Genomic DNA, 14,952 nt, shown 5'->3' on the forward strand with positions numbered 1-14,952 from the left:
TTGCTCTATTATGGCACGAAATGCCCGCTTGCTTCCATTAAACAATTATTAAGTTTTATTTCAGAAAAGCGGAAATGGCCGTTTAGATTCGACCGGCATAAGACGCTCTGGCAAAGCGGCGTTTTTTGCCGCACAGCTAGAGTGGCTTATGACCCGAGAATCTGGCCATTGCAGCTGGATCAGAAAAGCGGAAGCGCCTGATCAGCCCGACAATAAAAGGAAACCAAAAATTAACTGCTAAAACAAAAAAATCAGCGGAAGCTTCTCCGCTGATTTTGAGTTATTGGTCCAGCAAACTGACGGATACTTTGACGTCGAGCTCCTGGCTGCCGCCTCTATAGACGCCCTGCACCGGGCTGACATCATTATAGTCGCGCCCCACGCCTACCCGGATATGGTGCTCAAGCGCTTCTACATTATTGGTCGGATCCAATCCGACCCAGCCGATTCCCGGGACCATCACTTCGACCCAGGCATGGCTCGCGGCATCTCCTACCAAAGCGGAGTTCTCGCCAACGTACAAATAGCCGCTGACATAACGGGCCGGAATTTGATTGCCGCGCAAAATTCCCAGCATCACATGCGTGATGTCCTGGCAGACGCCTTTCATCAAGTCAAATGACTCTTCCGCTTTTGTCGAAACAGTGGTGGATTCTCCGTCATAGGTAAAACGGTCATGGAGGTAGCCCATCACATCAATGGCAAACTGAACCGGATTGTCCATTTCACCGATATCGCGCTTCACTTGCTCCACCTGTTCCGGCGACAGGTACGTGTATGCGGTATTGCTTAAATAAGGCAAATACTGCTCACTGAAGAGATTGGAATGGAATATCGCATTCATTTCCGGTGAATACTCGATGCGGTGGACAAATGGGCTTTTTTGGATGCTGACAATCGAAGTTGTCTTTACTTCCAGATGCTGATGATGTTCGGCGATAAAGAATGTTTCCACGTCGTTGCCCCAAATATCGATATGCTCTTTTGTCAGCGTCGCCGGCGTGATATCGGCCCGGTAAGACAAGAGGCGCTGCGTTTCATCCGTTTTCGGTTTCAGGCGGATGGAGTTCATGCTTTGGTCTACAATGGTTTCGTACTTGAATATATTTGTATGCTCTACTTTATATTTCATCGTCGTAATTCCCTTCGTACTCATGGACTGAGATTGGGTTTGGGTTTGGCTGCCGGCCTGTTCAGATGCCGGATCAATCAAATAATAGGTTTTTGAAAACAACTCGCTGATTTCATTGCAGCCGTCCTGGAAATGATTTAAAAAATCCATCATTTCGTCTGCAGTCAAGTGGTCAATGTCAATTTCATTAAATTCGGTTCTTACCTCGTCAAGCTTTGCTAAAAGCTCCCAGGAATAGTGGGAGACTTTCCCGCCTTCCAATTCTTCTACCGCTTCTCTCACATGATCCAGGCAATAACGGATCGAACGAGGGAACGCTTTATCAGAAATCAGGAAACTGAGCACCTGGCGCGGATCCATTTTGGGCAGATGGGCTTTTAAATACGCCTCGTAGCCTTTTGTCATGCGCAAGGCAGCCAGCCAGTAATAATAATCTTCCGTTTCTTCCTGCAATTGCTGCTCATACGTCCGCTCGCACACCACATTTAAAATGCGCGCTGTTTTCTCTGCCCGTTCCAGCCACTTGCCAATTTTAATAATCTGATATCCTACGCCCCGCTGCATGGCAGATTCAATAATCCCTTGGGAAGTAAGCGAAGTCATTTTTACCAGTTCTAAAAAGCTGCGGATTTCACTGGTCATGCATTGCTGCGGATCGATATTCTGCAGCGCCAAATAGCAGCTGTTCCATATTTGCCAGTACTCATCTGTGATATGGTCCCGGCTCACCCGTGCATTTTCCCGGATATAACGGACACAATTCGCCACCGAATTTAGGTTTTCATCAGCTATCGCCAAGTAATGCACCAGCTTGGCTTCATTGTAAGGAGAGAGGGAATGAAGCCCTTCCAGCTCCTGTGTTGAAGCGCAGATTTCATAAGTCAGCCTCCAGTCGCTTTCCCGGATCAGTTCTTCATCGGAAGCTTCAATCATCTGCAACAGCTGCACATCCAAGATACGGGCATTGTTTTCCGCCCGTTCTGCGTTCCGCGACATCCAATACAAGGAATTGGCTACTCGACTCAGCATTAAAGAGCCCCCCTCTCTTCTTTTTCTTTATAAACCCACGTATCTTTGCCGCCGCCGCCTTGGGAGGAATTGACCACAAGCGAGCCTTTTTTCAATGCCACACGGGACAAGCCGCCCGGGAGGACGCGCGTTTCTGCTCCCCGCATGACAAATACCCGCAAATCCACATGGCATGGATAAAAATCTTCTCCTTGATATGCCGGGGCCCTCGACAATTTAATCGTCGGCTGTGCAATATACTGATGCGGCGTTTCGATGATTTTCTCCCTGAATAGTTCAATAAGTTCTTTCGATGCATGCGGGCCGACGAGCATGTCATAGCCCCCGGATGCTCCGACATTTTTCACCACCAGCTCTTCCAGGTGCTCAAGCACCCATTCCCGCTCTTCGGGGTTATCAAGCAGATATGTTTTCACATTGTCGATAATGGGTTCTTCTTTCAGATAGTAGCGGATCATATCAGGCACGTACGCGTAAATTGCCTTGTCGTCTGCGACTCCGTTTCCAATGCCGTTCAGTATTGCGACGTTGCCATTGCGATAAGCTTCAACGAGCCCCGGCACGCCAAGCGCCGAGTCTTCCCGGAAAGCTTCAGGATCCAAAAAGTCGTCGTCGATGCGGCGATAAATAATATCTACCCGCTTAAGCCCGCGGATAGACTTCATGTACACAATATTTTTTCGCACGACAAGGTCCCGTCCTTCGACTAAATCAATGCCCATTTGCTGAGCCAGGAATACATGATCGTAGTATGCGGAATTGTACATGCCCGGCGTCAACAGCACGGCAAACGGCTTGTCTCCCGTCGATTTGGGCGCATGGTCCAAAATGGCTTTATGTAGATGAGACAATTGATGTTCGAGCGCATGGACCGAATGGTTCGTAAAAAATTCAGGATACACTTGCCGCATCACGTAGCGGTTTTGATACACATAGGACATTCCGGAAGGGTTGCGCAAATTGTCTTCGAGCACATGATACTTGCCATTTTCATCCCGGATCAAATCGATGCCGGCCAGAAAAATGTGGTTTTTCAACGGAATATCGATTCCTTGCACTTGTTTTGCGTAATAATAAGGGTTTTCTTCAATCAGCCTGCGAGGAACCACGCCGTCATCGAGAATTTTTTGTTCGTGGTAGACATCATCCAAAAAACGGTTGAGGGCTTCTGTCCGTTGAACCATTCCTTTTTCGATGATTTTCCACTCATCCGGTGAAATGATAATCGGCACAAAATCAAAAGGCATTGTCCTTTCGGTGCCAACGTTATTATTGTAGACGGTGAATGTAATGCCTTGGCGCAAAAATGACAGCTGGGCCGTTTCATGTTTTTCCTTTAATTCGTCTTTCGAAAATCCATTGAGCAGTTCATAGAACTTCCGGTAATGGGGTTTCGGCAAGCCCTCAGCAGTAAACATCTCATCAAAAAAAGGTTTTACATTATATGACTCAAACATGGTAACCCTCCCTCTTTTAAATAGAATTTTCTGTTAATTATAGAGTTACAAAAAAGCTATTGCTCTTTCGTAAAGGAGCGATAGCTTTTCCATGTTTTTATTTTAACCTTTTTTATTTATCAAATGTTGAATTTTTAGAAGATTTCGAGTCACTGGAATCTTTTTCGGCTAAATCTTTCTTCAGCGATTCTGTATATTCCGTGCTGCCGCCGTAAATGCCGCCTGACGGAGTAGAATCAATCGCAGAACTGCCGCTTGTAGCGCCAGTTGAACCAGCACCCGTCGTTGTAGATCCAGAAGTTGTAGATCCTACAGAACCTGCTGAACCGCCAGCTGTTCCTGATGTACCGCTGCCGGAAAGATCAGAGCTCGATAATCCTGAAGTGCCTGTAGTTGATGTGGAAGAAGTCTTGTCTGAAGAATCGCCCACTTCATCTTGAAGCGTCTTATTGGCTTTATCCAACATATCCTTCTCTTTATCCATCATCTTCTGCTGGCCCTCAATTGCACTTTTAACTGACTCTACAGCTTTGTTGACGCTTGGCTTCACTTTATCTACCATACCGCCTGATTGCTCGTTAAAACGCTCCAATCCTTTTTTCACGTTTTCTTTAAGGTTTCCGGCTTGAGTGGTAGTAGTTCCATCCGACTCCACTTTTTTCTGAGTCATTGCCGCGCCGATTACCGCACCTACCCCCAATAGCACCAATTTGCTGAATACACCGCCTGAACGTCTGGCCATAGTTATCCACTCCTTTTAATTTTAAAAATATACTGTCTTCTTAGTATTTACTACTTTAGACAGTTTTAAACCTTTCAAGAAAAATAAAAGACACCTTTTGTCATAGAAGGTGTCTTTACAGTCCGAGTCAGTTTATGTGATTTTGCCTTCTTCGATCATTACCTGTTCAAATGCCTCTACAACTTCGGGATCGTACTGGATGCCAGCGAGCCGTTTAATTTCATCTACCGCGTACTGCGCCGTAAAAGCTTTGCGGTAAGCCCGGTCTTCCGTCATGGCATCGAACGTATCGCAGACACCGATAATTTTCGCTTCCACCAAAATTTCATCGCCTTTTAAACCGAATGGATACCCTCGGCCATTTACCCGTTCATGATGCTGTTCTACAACATCCGCCAAATCTGCATACGCAGTCTTACGCAGCATTGCTGCACCGTCACTCGGATGCTTTTTCACCAAATCAAATTCTTCATCTGTCAGTTTATCCGGCTTTTTCAGCACTGCTTCCGGGATATTGATTTTTCCAATATCGTGAAGGATGGATGCAATAAATAAGTTCTCAACGCGAGCTCTCTCCAAATTCATTTTTACGGCAGTTTTTACAGCATATTTTGATACCCGAGAGCTATGATTAAAAGTATATCGATCTTTTTTTTCGACTAATTCCCCTATTTTGCGCAATTCATTTATTTCATTGCTAAGGGAATGGAAGATTGGTGCTGAAGAAACCGATAGAAAAGTTACGTCTGTTTTCGCATTAAAATTTATTGCTTCCTCTAAATCATTGACAGCAAAAAAATCATCCGGTCCTATTTCAATCACTTCATCATCCACAACTACTTCGAATATCCCTTCCAGTATATAAAAGAATTCTTGAACACTTGAATTTTCAGCCGGGAAGAGAATTATTAGCTCTCCTTTAGAAACAGTTTGCTTCATCAATTCAATACCATCTCCACGGCCTAAAAGGCTTAGAGATGTCGAACCGTTCTTTACGGTTTCCAAGTACTTGTTTTTCAGTATGTTCAAGCCTTTCATTAACTCACTGCCTTTCAAAAAAAACTATGAATGCATAGGAAACCCATACACTCATAGTACTTTATACGAATCTATTTAGACAACCCTTTACCAACCAATTACTTTCATTGGATCAATCAATGCTACACGGTCAGGGAATTGTACAGGCACCCATTCAATTTCAACAGTGATTCCAGCTGCTGTGGCATTTTCAACGCCGATACGCGTCATTTCTCTCGTTTTCATATCCAATTCGTGGATCAATGCAGTTACTTCTTCATCGTATTTTGCTGTTAAAGCTGCTTTCGTTCCAGCATCCTTGGCAGCATAATACTCATCACGGTACTGATCATACATATTTTGTGCTTCTAGTTGCGCTTTAGCAATTTCAGCGTAAATCTCAGCATTTACATTTTCAATTTCAGTTAAGCCTTGCGCTATTTCCGGGCTCATTGTCGCTTCACCTGCGGCAAATACTGGCGTACCAGCCATTACTGCTAAAAGAACAAACAACATCACAGCAACCAAACTCTTTTTAAACATCTTTTTTCCTCCACTCATTCTTTATTGTGACGAACGGGACAGGTTTTGAAATTTACCGAGGGCTCCCCTATTGCCTTCAGTGCATAAACCATCAAAAATCTGTCAGTTCACCCACCTTAGTATATATGAACTAGGCATAAAGAACAATGATTTTCGGTATTTTTCTGCACATTTAGAATTTATTTACTTTTAATTATAATTTTTAGCACAAAAAGAACCAGGCATGGGACCTGGTTCTCAATTTTTTATGGCAATACGGTTGTTCCCATCAGGAAGCGATCGCATTCCCTGGCAGCTTCGCGTCCTTCGTTAATGGCCCAAACAATCAGGCTTTGTCCGCGGCGCATATCTCCAGCAGCAAACACGCCTTCTACATTGGTGGTGTATTTGCCATAATCAGCTTTTACTGTAGAATTGGCTTCAGTTTCCACATTCAGCTTTTGGATCAACCCTTGATCCGGACCGCTGAATCCGATGGCAAGCAGCACCAAGTCCGCTTTCCATACTTTTTCCGTTCCTGGAATTTCCTCGCGGATGCGGGTGCCGTCTTCGCCAATTCGCAGTTTCACGTTAACAGTATGCACTTCTTTTACATAACCTTCTGCGTCGCCGACAAACTTCTTTGTCATGACGGCGTACGCTCTTGGATCATCGCCGAATGCAGCGGCCGCTTCTTTTTGCCCGTATTCCACACGGTGTATGCGCGGATACTGAGGCCACGGATTGCCTGCTTCGTCGCGAATAGCTCCTTTTTTATCGTATACATCGAATTGGACAAGGCTTTTGCAATTATGCCGGACAGAAGTCGCTAAGCAATCGGTTCCGGTATCGCCGCCGCCAATGACGATGACATCTTTTCCTTCTGCTGAGATGTAGTTGCCGTCTTTCAAATTGGAATCGAGCAGGCTCTTTGTATTGCTGTGCAGAAAATCCATTGCGTAGTGGACGCCTTTCAGTTCCCGTCCTTCTACTTGAAGGTTGCGGTGAATGGTAGCGCCCGCACACATGATGACCGCGTCAAAATCGGAACGCAGTGCCGATACCGGGTAATCTTTGCCGACTTCGGTATTGGTAATGAACGTGATTCCTTCCTGTTCCAGGATGCGGACACGGCGCATGACCACATCATAAGACAGTTTCATTTCCGGAATGCCATAAGTCAACAGTCCACCCACCCGATCACTGCGTTCAAATACCGTGACCAGATGTCCCGCTTTATTCAGCTGAGCAGCAGCTGCAAGTCCGGCCGGACCCGATCCGATAACGGCCACTTTTTTGCCGGTCCGTGTTTTCGGAGGTTCCGGTACGACCCAGCCTTCCGCGAAGCCGCGTTCGATAATGGAACGCTCCACTGTCCGGATGGCGACTGGCGGTTCGTTTATGCCAAGCACGCATGCACCTTCGCAAGGAGCCGGGCACGCCATTCCCGTAAACTCCGGAAAATTATTCATAACATGTTCACGGTGCAGCGCTTCTTTCCATTGGCCGCGGTAAACCAGATCGTTCCATTCCGGAATGAGGTGGTATACCGGGCATCCGGTCGTGGCACCTGCTATTTCCATTCCGGATTGGCAAGTCGGCACGCCGCAATCCATGCAGCGTGCACCTTGCTTTCTTACTTCTTCATCCGATAGCGGAATCGTGTAATCGGACCAGTCTTTCGTCCGCTCCGCCGGATTGCGTTCTTTCAATGTCTGTCGGCTGTATTCCATAAATCCAGTTGCTTTCCCCATCGTATCCCTCCTATTCGCTTATCCCGTTTCAATGGTCAGTGCACTGTTTCACTGATTGAAGTTTGCTGTTTACTTTCCTGCTCCGGCCATTTTGCTTTCTTCAAAAGCGGCCATTTCGGCATCGAATTTGGACATGCCGCTGTTTTGCAGGTTATTGATGCGCTCATTGATCTTCAAGTAAGCTTTCGGAATGACCCGCACGAATTTAGCTGAGTAAATCTCCCAATTCGCCAAAAGGCGCTTGCCGTTCTTGCTATTTGTATAGCCGACGTGCTTGGCAACCATGTCACGCAGTTCTTCAATTTCAGCCGGGTCTGCCATGGGCTGCAGATGAACCATTTCCGCATTGCAGCAGTTTCCAAATGTTCCGTCCTCATCCAGTACGTAAGCGATTCCGCCGGACATTCCAGCAGCAAAGTTTTTGCCCGTTTTCCCGAGAATCGCGACACGGCCGCCGGTCATGTATTCGCAGCCGTGGTCGCCGACTCCTTCAACGACAATGTTCGCTCCGCTGTTGCGGACAGCGAAACGCTCGCCTGCCAACCCGTAAATGTAGGCTTCACCTGCCGAAGCTCCGTAGAACGCGACATTGCCGATGATAATATTGTTTTCCGGCAGGAAGGTTGAATCGCTTGCCGGATAAGTGATGATTTTCCCCCCGGATAAGCCTTTGCCGACGAAGTCGTTGGCATCGCCGATCAATTTCATGGTCATCCCTTTTGGCGTAAACGCACCAAACGCTTGTCCGGCTGAACCTTTAAAATTCAAGTTGATCGTATCTTCCGGCAATCCTTCTGCGCCGTACTTTTTGGAAATGGCACTTCCGACAATGGTCCCTGTTGCCCGGTGGATATTGCGGATCGCCGTAGTGACTTCAACCCGTTCTCCGGTTTCAATCGCTTTTTCACAGCGAGGCAACAATTCCTGGCAATCCAATGTCTTTTCCAGCTCGTGGTTTTGCTTGACCGTTGCATAACGGCCCACTTTTTCAGGCAGATCCGGCTGATACAGCAGCGCCGATAAATCAATGCCTTCCGCTTTCCAGTGGTCAATGGCTTCATTCGCTTCAAGCACATCGGTCCGGCCAATCATCTCATTGATTGTACGGAAGCCGAGTTCCGCCATCAATTCACGTGCTTCTGTCGCGATAAAGCGCATGAAGTTGGCCACGTGTTCCGGGTCACCCATATATTTTTTGCGGAGTTCCGGATTTTGCGTCGCAATGCCGACCGGGCATGTATCCAAATGGCAGACGCGCATCATGACGCATCCCAAAACAACCAGCGGCGCGGTCGAAAAGCCGTATTCTTCTGCTCCCAGAAGTGCGGCAACCACCACATCATGGCCGGTCATCATTTTGCCGTCAGTCTCGACAACAATGCGGTCACGCAATCCGTTCAGCATCAAGGTTTGATGAGTTTCTGCGAGTCCAATTTCCCAAGGAAGCCCGGTATGCTTCAGGCTGGTCTTCGGTGCTGCGCCCGTCCCGCCGTCATAGCCGCTGATCAGGACAAGGTCGGCACGCCCTTTTGCTACGCCTGCTGCAATCGTTCCGACGCCGACAGCGGAGACAAGTTTTACGCTGATGCGGGCCGTCGGATTGGCGTTTTTTAAGTTGAAAATCAGTTCCGCTAAATCTTCAATCGAATAGATATCGTGATGCGGCGGCGGGGAAATCAGTTCCACGCCAGGTGTGGATCCGCGCACTTCTGCAACCCACGGGTAGACTTTTTTGCCCGGCAAATGGCCGCCTTCTCCCGGTTTCGCCCCTTGGGCAACTTTGATCTGGATTTCATCGGCATTGACCAAGTAATGGCTCGTTACGCCGAAGCGGCCGGATGCCACCTGCTTGATTGCACTCCGGCGGTTGTCGCCGTTTGCATCAGGGATAAAGCGTGCTACTTGTTCGCCGCCTTCTCCTGAATTGCTTCGGCCGCCAATCCGGTTCATGGCAATCGCCAAGGCTTCATGCGCTTCCTGGCTGATCGAGCCAAAGCTCATAGCACCCGTTTTAAAACGGGCACAAATTTCTTCAATCGATTCCACTTCTTCAAGCGGAACAGGATTCCGTTGTTTGAACGCCATCAAGCCGCGCAGCGACTGGACGTTGGACGTTTCCTTCGTGAGGAGATTGGTATATTTTTTAAACGCTTCGTAATTATTGGTCCGGCAGGCATGCTGCAAAGTATGGATCGTCGACGGGTTATATTGATGGGTTTCCCCGTTTGCCCGGTACTGGTATTCATCGCCCGGCTGCAGGAAAGTATCCCCGGCTGCCCGCTCCGGATAAGCCTGTTCGTGCCGCATCAATACTTCTTTTGCAATGATATCCAGGCCGATGCCGCCGAGGCGCGAAGAAGTCCGCGTGAAGTAGCGGTCGATGACATCCATGTGAATGCCGACAGCTTCAAAAATCTGGGCTCCGCGGTAACTTTGGATCGTGGAAATCCCCATTTTCGACAGCACTTTAATAATCCCGTCCGTCACGGCATTGACATAGTTTGCCTCGGCTTCCTCAAACGGGATGCCGGTAATATCGTCTATCGCAATCAATTCGCTGATCGAGCGGAACGCCAGATAAGGGTTAATGCCTTCCGCACCATAGCCGAGCAGCATGGCAAAGTGATGGACTTCACGGGCTTCCGCGGTTTCAATGAGCAGGCTCATTTTGATCCGGGTGCCTTGGCGGATCAAATGGTGGTGAAGGCCGGACACAGCCAATAAAGCCGGGATGGCTGCATATTCTTTATTAACGCCCTGGTCAGATAAAATTAGCAACGTGGCTCCTGCTTCAAAGGCTTCGTCCGCTTTTGAGAACAGGGCTTCCAGTTCCTGTTCCATCGCTTGCGGGCCTCCCGCTTTCGGGAACAGGATCGGAAGCGTCACCGCTTTAAATCCTTCAATGTTCTGCTGGCGCAATTTCTCCAATTGCAGATTCGTCAAAATCGGCGTTTCCAAACGGATATGGCGGCTGCTTTCCGGCCCAGGCTGCACCAGATTGCCTTCTGCCCCGATGGTCGTGCGGGCTGCTGTGATGATGTGTTCCCGAATGGCATCGATTGGCGGATTGGTGACTTGGGCAAATAGCTGTTTGAAATAATTGTACAAAAGCTGCGGTTTTTTCGATAAAACGGCCAACGGTGAATCATAACCCATTGAACCGACAGGATCTTTTCCGTCTGTCGCGAGCGGCTTGACGATTTTTTGCAATTCTTCCGTCGTATAGCCGAAAGCCAGCTGCTGTTCCAGCAACACCGATGAAAGGTCAGCTTTTTGGTTGGCTGCCATTTCCGGTTCCGGAAGGTCTTCCAGGTCCATCATATTGTTTTGAATCCAATCGCGGTACGGCTGCTCTGCGGCGATCTCCAGCTTGATTTCTTCGTCCGGGATGATTTTTCCAGCTTCCAAATCAATCAACAGCATTTTCCCTGGGTGCAAACGTTCTTTGTAAATGATGTCGTCTGCAAAGATATCGAGCGCCCCTACTTCTGAACCAAGTACAATCATGCCGCTTTTCGTCACATAGTAACGGGCAGGACGCAAGCCGTTGCGGTCCAGGCACGCTGCGATTTGCTTGCCGTCTGTGAAGACGAGCGCTGCCGGTCCGTCCCAAGGCTCCATCAATGTGCTGTGGTATTCGTAAAAATCCTTTTTTTCCTGCTTGATTGTCGGGTCGTTTACCCAAGGCTCTGGCACCATCATCATTGCCGTATGGGCAAGTGATCTTCCAGATAAATGCAAAAATTCAAAGCAGTTGTCGAACATGGAGGAATCGCTGCCAGTTTCATCGATAACCGGCAAGACTTTTTTCAAATCTTTTTCATTGAAATAGGGTGAAGCGCAAAGTTCCTGGCGGGCGCGCATCCAGTTGACGTTCCCTCTTAATGTATTGAATTCTCCATTATGGATCGAGTAGCGGTTTGGATGGGACCGCTGCCAGCTCGGAAAGGTATTGGTACTGAAACGGGAGTGGACAAGCGCAAGCGCCGATTTGAATTCCGGATGATTAAGATCGATGTAAAACGAATCCAGCTGCTCCGGAATCAGCATGCCTTTGTAAACAATCGTGCTGGATGACAGGCTGCTGAAATACACATCTTTATATTTTTCTTCCAAGCCCATTTCCTGTTCAATCCGTTTGCGGATGATGTACAGTCGGCGTTCCAAATCCATTCGGTCTGTCAGCTCTTCTGAAGCGCCGATAAATACTTGGCGGATGACCGGTTTTGTTTTAGATGCCACTTTACCGACGAATGAATCATTGACTGGAACCGGACGCCAACCTAAACAGTTTTGTCCTTCTTCTTTTACAATCCGGCGAATGATTTCCTTGATTTCCATACGCAAATCGTAATCTTTCGGCATAAACAGCATGCCAATTCCATATTTTCCTTCATCCGGTAAAGTGATACCTTCCTTGTCGCATTGTTTTAGAAAAAAGCGGTGCGGGATTTGAGTCAGGATGCCTGCTCCGTCACCCGTACTCGTATCGGAAGATTGGCCCCCCCGATGTTCCAGGTTACAAAGTATATTTACGGCGTTTTGAACAATTGCATGTGACTTCTCTCCATTTATGTTGGCAATCATTCCAATTCCGCACGCTTCATGCTCCTGGTCCGGTTGGTATAAACCTTGCTGTCGCGGGTATTCTTTCATTTTCATAAAAACGCCTCCCTCTATTACACATAACTACTGTAATGTCAGAATATTTTAACACAACCCACGCATATATATACAGTTTTTTTTCGTAAAAAACTCCATTTTTTATTTGAAAACTACTCAGAAATTGTTGGAAACGCTTACATGTCAATACTATTCCAATTCTCCTCCTTTTATATAGAAGTGAATATATATACATAAATATAAATAAAAAAGCCCTACTCCATGTAGGGCTTTTTCCAGTTTTCCACTGTTATTTTACGGTTTCTCCGAAAGAACGAATGGCTTCAAGAAACGCTTCTCCGTATTTTTCAAGCTTATTCGAACCTACGCCGTTCACTTCCAGGAAATCTTCCGCAGTCTGAGGCCGCCGAGCACACATATCTTGCAAAGTTTTATCCGAGAAGATGACAAACGGCGGAACCCCGCCTTGATCGGCAAGCTCCTTCCGGATTTTACGCAGCTCTTCAAAGAGAGGATCGTTTTCCGCAATGCGCTTGGTCACTACTGCTCCTTTTCGCATCACTTTCCGTTTGCCGAGCAGGACATCCCTGCCGCCGTCCGGCACGTAAATGGTCGGATACGCCCCTTGTTCCACGGCGAGCAGTTCCTGCGAAATCATGAATTCGATCAAGTTGGACACTTCTTTAGCTGACTGATGTTTTAAAATGCCGTAAGTCGACAGTTTATCAAAACCGAAATCCAGAATCTTTTTATTGCGCGAGCCTGTCAACACCTGCGCTGTCATCATCTTCCCGAATTTCTGTCCCATCCGCACGACGCAAGACAGCACCATCTGCACATCTTTCGTAACGTCCTGGCTTTCCCGCTCATCGTTGCAGCTGCCGCAATGGCCGCATGGTTCAGCCTGAAGGTCACCGAAGTAATGGATGATGAATTGCTGCAGGCAGTTTTCGGTATGGCAATAATCGACCATCGCCTGCAGTTTTACCAGCTCGCCGGGAATCCGGCTCGGGTCTTGGGCCTGATCGATCAAAAAGCGCTGAGTTTGAACATCCTGGGATGCATACAAAACAATGCACTCACTCGGCAAACCGTCACGGCCCGCACGCCCCGCTTCCTGATAATAGCTTTCCATGTTTTTGGGCAGCTGGTAATGGATGACGTAGCGGATATTGGATTTGTTGATGCCCATTCCGAAAGCATTGGTCGCCACCATCACATTCACTTCGTCGTTTAAAAATTGTTCCTGTCCGGCTTTCCGTTCTGCATCGGGCATTCCGGCATGGTATCTGGCCGCTTTTACGCCTTTTTTAACCAGCATATCGTAAACCGAATCCACGGTTTTGCGGGTCGCGGCGTAAATGATGCCTGCCTCTTTATCGTTTTTCTTTACGTATTCTTTTACAAACCGCTCCCGGTCCTGTCCTTGGACCACGGAAAAAGTTAAATTTGCCCGTTCAAAACCGGTCATGACCGTGTGCTGTTCTTCAATGTCCAAAATACGGCAAATGTCTTCGCGCACTTGCGGTGTCGCTGTTGCAGTTAAAGCCAGCACTGTCGGATTGTTCGGGAATAACCCCGCCATCCGGCTGATCAATCGGTAGCTTGGTCGGAAATCATGGCCCCATTGTGAAATACAGTGGGCTTCATCCACTGCGATCAATGGGACATGCACGCCCTGCAGTTCGTTTAAAAACATTTCTGAATCCAGGCGTTCCGGCGCAATATATAAGAGCTTCACGGCTCCGCGCTGAACGTCGTATAAAGTTTCCCGCACTTCATCGAAGCCGAGGGAACTGTTGATATAAGCTGCAGGAATTCCTGCAGCCAATAATGCATCCACTTGGTCCTTCATCAAGGAAATCAATGGGGAGATGACAATCGTCGTCCCTTCCATCACCAATGCAGGAATCTGATAGCACATCGATTTCCCGCCGCCCGTCGGCATGACACAGATCGAATTATGGCCCTCGAAAACTTGCGTAATGGCTTGTTCCTGGCCGGTCCGGAACGACTCATAACCGAAATACGACTGCAATAATTTTCTTGCTTCTTCCAACAAAATTAAACACTCCCAAAACTCGTCTCGTAATGAGTAGCTTATCATATTTCTGGCCAAATTTTCGCTTTCCGAATTCGCTGACACCGCCAAAACAAAAAAACTGTTCTAAAAGCCTAAGCTTCCGGAACAGTTTCCACTTTTTCCAGTATGAAAAAATAAGGTTCTTTATCGCCTTTGTGATCCATCATGCCCAATAGCACGCCTTTGTCTACTTTCCGGAAATGGTCGATGATCGGCAAATGGTCATAAACCATAGAGGCGCTGAATTTTCCGCGATGCTCTACCCGGCGCATCCTTGCTTTGCCGCCTTTCGCTTTCACCAGTTTCCGCATATCCATAATTGGCACGGGATCTACAGCAAAGACGTTGCCGTTCAGCCCTTTAAACAATAAAGGATCCACGTTTTCGGCATCGTGAAATGCTTTACCGTACCAGTTCAGTTTCTTCAAGACGCCATCAAACGGATGGCCGGTCCGGAATTCATGCCCTTCCCATGTGCCAAGCAATTCTTCAAGGGCCACTGGCTCCAATTTATCAAAAATCTGGCAAGCTGTGTGCGTATCCGTTTTCCCTTGCTTTCTGACGGCCCAGAATTCTGCTGCAGCATCCATCTC

The 14,952-nt window shown here is 47.6% G+C and carries 9 protein-coding genes; all 9 read right to left on the reverse strand.

Going from position 1 to position 14,952, the window contains the following annotated elements:
* Nucleotides 1-280: 280 nt before the first annotated feature.
* The 9 genes from QWY22_RS17170 to QWY22_RS17210 all read right to left on the reverse strand — a co-directional run bounded on the left by QWY22_RS17170 (nucleotide 281) and on the right by QWY22_RS17210 (nucleotide 14,949).
* Entirely contained in the window at nucleotides 281-2,161 is a 1,881-nt protein-coding gene (locus QWY22_RS17170; RefSeq protein WP_300982033.1) for an alpha-E domain-containing protein, read from the reverse strand.
* A complete protein-coding gene (locus tag QWY22_RS17175; RefSeq protein WP_300982034.1) occupies nucleotides 2,161-3,618 on the reverse strand; it encodes a circularly permuted type 2 ATP-grasp protein in 1,458 nt (485 codons plus the stop codon). Before QWY22_RS17175 ends, QWY22_RS17170 begins: the two co-directional genes overlap by 1 nt.
* A 112-nt stretch (nucleotides 3,619-3,730) precedes the next feature.
* On the reverse strand, nucleotides 3,731-4,360 hold the full coding sequence (locus tag QWY22_RS17180) for a hypothetical protein (protein ID WP_300982035.1): 630 nt from the start codon (nucleotides 4,358-4,360) through the stop codon (nucleotides 3,731-3,733).
* Between the two features lie 132 nt (nucleotides 4,361-4,492).
* A complete protein-coding gene (locus QWY22_RS17185) occupies nucleotides 4,493-5,398 on the reverse strand; it encodes an HD-GYP domain-containing protein (protein ID WP_300982036.1) in 906 nt (301 codons plus the stop codon).
* A gap of 87 nt (nucleotides 5,399-5,485) precedes the next feature.
* On the reverse strand, nucleotides 5,486-5,920 hold the full coding sequence (locus QWY22_RS17190) for a hypothetical protein (RefSeq protein WP_300982037.1): 435 nt from the start codon (nucleotides 5,918-5,920) through the stop codon (nucleotides 5,486-5,488).
* Between the two features lie 245 nt (nucleotides 5,921-6,165).
* Nucleotides 6,166-7,653: a glutamate synthase subunit beta gene (locus tag QWY22_RS17195; RefSeq protein WP_300982038.1), complete on the reverse strand. Its 1,488-nt coding sequence runs from the start codon at nucleotides 7,651-7,653 to the stop codon at nucleotides 6,166-6,168.
* A gap of 69 nt (nucleotides 7,654-7,722) precedes the next feature.
* Nucleotides 7,723-12,315 (reverse strand): glutamate synthase large subunit, encoded by a 4,593-nt coding sequence (gene gltB / locus QWY22_RS17200; protein WP_300982039.1) that lies wholly within the window; start codon nucleotides 12,313-12,315, stop codon nucleotides 7,723-7,725.
* A gap of 250 nt (nucleotides 12,316-12,565) precedes the next feature.
* Nucleotides 12,566-14,338 (reverse strand): DNA helicase RecQ, encoded by a 1,773-nt coding sequence (recQ, locus tag QWY22_RS17205; protein WP_300982040.1) that lies wholly within the window; start codon nucleotides 14,336-14,338, stop codon nucleotides 12,566-12,568.
* Between the two features lie 113 nt (nucleotides 14,339-14,451).
* Nucleotides 14,452-14,949: a DUF4334 domain-containing protein gene (locus tag QWY22_RS17210; RefSeq protein WP_300982041.1), complete on the reverse strand. Its 498-nt coding sequence runs from the start codon at nucleotides 14,947-14,949 to the stop codon at nucleotides 14,452-14,454.
* Between the last annotated feature and the right edge of the window lie 3 nt (nucleotides 14,950-14,952).

The sequence above is a fragment of the Planococcus liqunii genome (assembly GCF_030413595.1).
GTDB lineage: Bacteria > Bacillota > Bacilli > Bacillales_A > Planococcaceae > Planococcus > Planococcus liqunii.

What these genes read in the sequence shown, in the direction of transcription:
- QWY22_RS17170 (WP_300982033.1), bottom strand. Translation starts at nt 2,161, where the DNA reads ATGCTGAGTCGAGTAGCCAATTCCTTGTATTGGATGTCGCGGAACGCA.
- QWY22_RS17175 (WP_300982034.1), bottom strand. Translation starts at nt 3,618, where the DNA reads ATGTTTGAGTCATATAATGTAAAACCTTTTTTTGATGAGATGTTTACT.
- QWY22_RS17180 (WP_300982035.1), bottom strand. Translation starts at nt 4,360, where the DNA reads ATGGCCAGACGTTCAGGCGGTGTATTCAGCAAATTGGTGCTATTGGGG.
- QWY22_RS17185 (WP_300982036.1), bottom strand. Translation starts at nt 5,398, where the DNA reads ATGAAAGGCTTGAACATACTGAAAAACAAGTACTTGGAAACCGTAAAG.
- QWY22_RS17190 (WP_300982037.1), bottom strand. Translation starts at nt 5,920, where the DNA reads ATGTTTAAAAAGAGTTTGGTTGCTGTGATGTTGTTTGTTCTTTTAGCA.
- QWY22_RS17195 (WP_300982038.1), bottom strand. Translation starts at nt 7,653, where the DNA reads ATGGGGAAAGCAACTGGATTTATGGAATACAGCCGACAGACATTGAAA.
- gltB (WP_300982039.1), bottom strand. Translation starts at nt 12,315, where the DNA reads ATGAAAATGAAAGAATACCCGCGACAGCAAGGTTTATACCAACCGGAC.
- QWY22_RS17210 (WP_300982041.1), bottom strand. Translation starts at nt 14,949, where the DNA reads ATGGATGCTGCAGCAGAATTCTGGGCCGTCAGAAAGCAAGGGAAAACG.